At 47.5% G+C, this 3,501-nt stretch carries 2 protein-coding genes and 1 pseudogene; all 3 read left to right on the top strand.

Going from position 1 to position 3,501, the window contains the following annotated elements:
* Positions 1-262, top strand: a pseudogene (locus tag H6G62_RS28170) (hypothetical protein); the annotation flags it as partial.
* 1,037 nt (positions 263-1,299) lie between these two features.
* The gene (locus H6G62_RS26300) at positions 1,300-1,773 is read left to right on the top strand and encodes a hypothetical protein (protein ID WP_190500715.1); all 474 of its coding nucleotides are present in this window, start codon (positions 1,300-1,302) and stop codon (positions 1,771-1,773) included.
* Positions 1,774-1,803: 30 nt separating this feature from the next.
* Complete coding sequence (locus H6G62_RS26305) at positions 1,804-3,450, top strand: hypothetical protein (protein ID WP_190500716.1); 1,647 nt, start codon at positions 1,804-1,806, stop codon at positions 3,448-3,450.
* Positions 3,451-3,501 lie beyond the last annotated feature (51 nt).

The raw sequence follows: 3,501 nt of genomic DNA on the forward strand, positions 1-3,501 counted from the left end.
GAAAGGCTTTACATCAGCCAGTTTCGGACATGATGGGTCGATTGACTCAGCTCATGTCCGTTTTTCTTGGCGTCCCGCTACCGGATACAGAACTTCCCACTGTCCAGTTTGGCACTCTGCAAAGGAATTCATTGCCAATCGTCTATTTGAGTCGATTGAGGATCTAGAAGCGCTTGTTCATAACCTGTTGAACGAAGGGCAGCTTGTCATCAACTGGGATCGCAAGATCAAAAACAAAGGAAACACAATCAATGCAATTTAAATGCATATCAGCTTACTCCTGCGCAGTTAGGTTTGTCTACTCCTGAAAATCCTGAAAACTTCAATTTTGCTTTTGCTGTCTATCACTCTAATGATTTTGCAGATTTAGCCCCCCCGATAAAGGTGGATTCTGGAGCCTCAATATTTCTATATCGTGTAGTTCCTAACTTATCTTGTCGCAATCCTCCAGGCAAATTATGGCCAGATGGTAGTCGATCAGGAAGCGGGCTATCTCTAGATCTACACCTGTTGATCACAATCTGGGCACAAACTTCTGATATTCAGAATAGGCTGGTTGGTTGGTTGGGTAATGTATGTTCTGGAGCAATGCTCTCCTCTAGTCGCCTCTACATTAAACTCTGTTACCCCTGGCGATAGCTTTCGGGAAAATGAAACGGTTGATTTGGTGCTGGGTGAAATTAGTAACGAGGAACTATTGCAGCTTTGGGAGACGTTAGGTCATGGAGAAAGGCCCTATCAAATTTCGATTCCCTATTTGGCCCGTAGTGTTGTGATCGACTCTTCGTGGATACCTACTGAAGGGCCACCAGTTCAGTCGAGAACTCTAGATATGCAGTGTGTGGTAGAAGGGTAGCCATGAAGCTCTTGCCAATTGAAAGGATAACGACCCATACCCTTTTGGGCATTCGTTTCTGGGATCGGCTGACTAATCAGGTGATTGCTGATGGACTGCAAGTGAAGGCTCAAAGATTAAGTGCAGATCGATCGCAACGTTTGGGTAAGCCTGTCTTCGGAAGAGCAACCCCGAGCGGAACGATCGCATTTTTTGGCCTAACTTCTGGCGAAAGACCGATAGACCCAGACCAATCGCCTTGGGAGCCTGGGATTCCTAAAGAAGACGTTGTGATTGACTTGGTCGATCGCTCAAACCGATTTTTGCCCATGTCCTTTGTCGTGCAAGTGCCCTTTAAAGGGGTCTTTCGAGGCCAGGGCGATGGGTTTCATCCAGAGGCAATTGCTGAAGAAGCTCTTGGGGTACAGCTGTGGTCGGCCCCAACCCGGCCAATACCACCTGGCATGGCCGTAATCCGCACCCAAATTGTGATTGGGGACGGAGTAGACGCTCCCCCTGCCGTCAATGCTTTGGCACAGGTTCGAGCTGCCGCCTCGCCTGCCGCTGGGTTTGACTACTACGGTTTAACGGATGATCGAGGGGTGGTACTGCTGCTTATTCCCTATCCACCGATACCCGATCCCTCTACGCCAGACACGCCCTATCCTCCACTGGTGCAGCAGACGTTTCCCCTCACGCTGACGGTTTACCACGCCTCTAATCTGGCCCAGCTACCTGGTAGTGACCGGCTAGACCTGGAGGCAGTGTTGAACCAGCCCCCGGTCGATATTGCCATCCACCGCACGGAGGCAGGAGGACTAACGTTTGGCGATGAATTGCCCATAACCTTGCAATTTGGTCGCCCTCTGATTTTTGGGACAGCCCTCAATGCTGAGGGCACTGAGATGGAGTCAGTGCTACGGATTCAAACTGCCTAAGCTTACGTATAACGCGAAAGGAGAGCCCCCATGCCTGAGTATCTTGCCCCTGGTGTTTATGTTGAAGAGACTAGCTTTCGATCTAAATCTATCGAGGGGGTAAGTACTAGTACCACAGGTTTTGTTGGGCCTACTCGTTATGGCCCAACAGAAGGAGAACCAGAACTGATAACTAGCTTCAACCAGTTTGAGCGAATATATGGTGGTCTTGATCCTCTTACCTTTGAAGATGGAAATAATCGTGTGGAGGTAACTAATTATTTAGCTCATGCAGTGCGGGCATTCTTTGATAATGGTGGTGCAAGGCTTTATGTTGCTAGGGCTTACACCCGACCAACTTCTGGAGATGGGTGGGCAGTTGCAGCCATTCCGGCTCCTCAACCGGCATTAAATGAGGTAGACGAGTTAGCTGTTCGTCAGACTGAGCGAGTTATGTCTGCGTTGAGGACCGCATCTGAGGCAGCTCAACAAGCTCAATCAGCAGCGATTGTTGTTCTTGACTTTGCAAGTCGCAAGGTATTGTCAGCCTTGACTAGCACTCCCTCCCCAAACATCAATTATGATTATGGCAATTCCAGCAATGTGCTACGACAGCTTGAAAGCTTTATTGGAAATATTCAACCCCCTGATGGGCCTGAAAGAGCAGCCGTCACAGCTGAGTTAACAACAGAAATCAGAAGTCTAATCGGAAATGCTGATACTGCATATGTCGAAGCAAAGAATCTGTTAGATGGTGTTAATAGAAGTCGGGAACAGGTAAGCTCGGCTTATCAGAGCGGTACTGAAGCAGGGAACAATGTACTTGACAGTGCTCTACCTGCATCAGCTACTACTGAAGCGCAAGCTTCTATTCCTCAGCTTAACACTTCCGTAGAAGCAGTAGATACTGCAGAAAACAGTATTAGTAATTTATCTACAGCTCTTGATACAGCGTTAAAAACGATAACGGACAACACAACTGCTACCAACATTATCAACGCTGCCAATGCCCTACGAACAGCTGCTAATAATATCGTTATGGCAGCTAACAATACGATTCCTCGCATCAGGGTCGCAGCTCGTGCTGCCAATATTGGCAGACGGGTAACCATTAAGAATGCTTTAGCCCGGTTTGAAGCTCGATTCCCAGGAGCTATGGGAAATATGCGAGTCACCATTACGGGACGTTTAGCTGCTAACGTGCTGCAGGGCAATGGTCCTTCAGCAAGGTTAGCACAAGTGCGAGATGGTGATTTGGTAGTTATTGAACGAGCAACAAATGCTCTGATCTATTCTATAAGCCGCAGCAATGACACTTGGACACTCGAAGATGCAAGTGCCACTGGGTTAATTTTGGGAGATTTGAATGCTGAAAATGATAAAGTATACCCCTTAAAACTATCAGTTGAAATAGAGGTACCCGGTAAATTTGCCCAGCCGATGCTATGGGAAAACTTGACTATATCAGGTCGCTCTTCTCGGACAAAAGATAGTTTACCTCAGATTTTTAGCAAAATCCTCACCAACCGAATGCAGGAATTAGAGACTCCGCTTGTTCTCATGAATACGGGAGGACTAAACCCGGCTCATTTGGCAGAGCACTTGATTAATATTGATGACTGGAAAACTAAACTTAATAGTGCAACACTCCGGACAGTTTTTTGGGGTTGGGTTGGAAAAAAGCTATCCACCGCATAGAGTGCAGGTGCAAGTAAAACACGGTGCACCGATGGATAGCCTCAACAGCAT

Source organism: Phormidium sp. FACHB-1136 (assembly GCF_014697375.1).
GTDB lineage: Bacteria > Cyanobacteriota > Cyanobacteriia > Phormidesmidales > Phormidesmidaceae > Nodosilinea.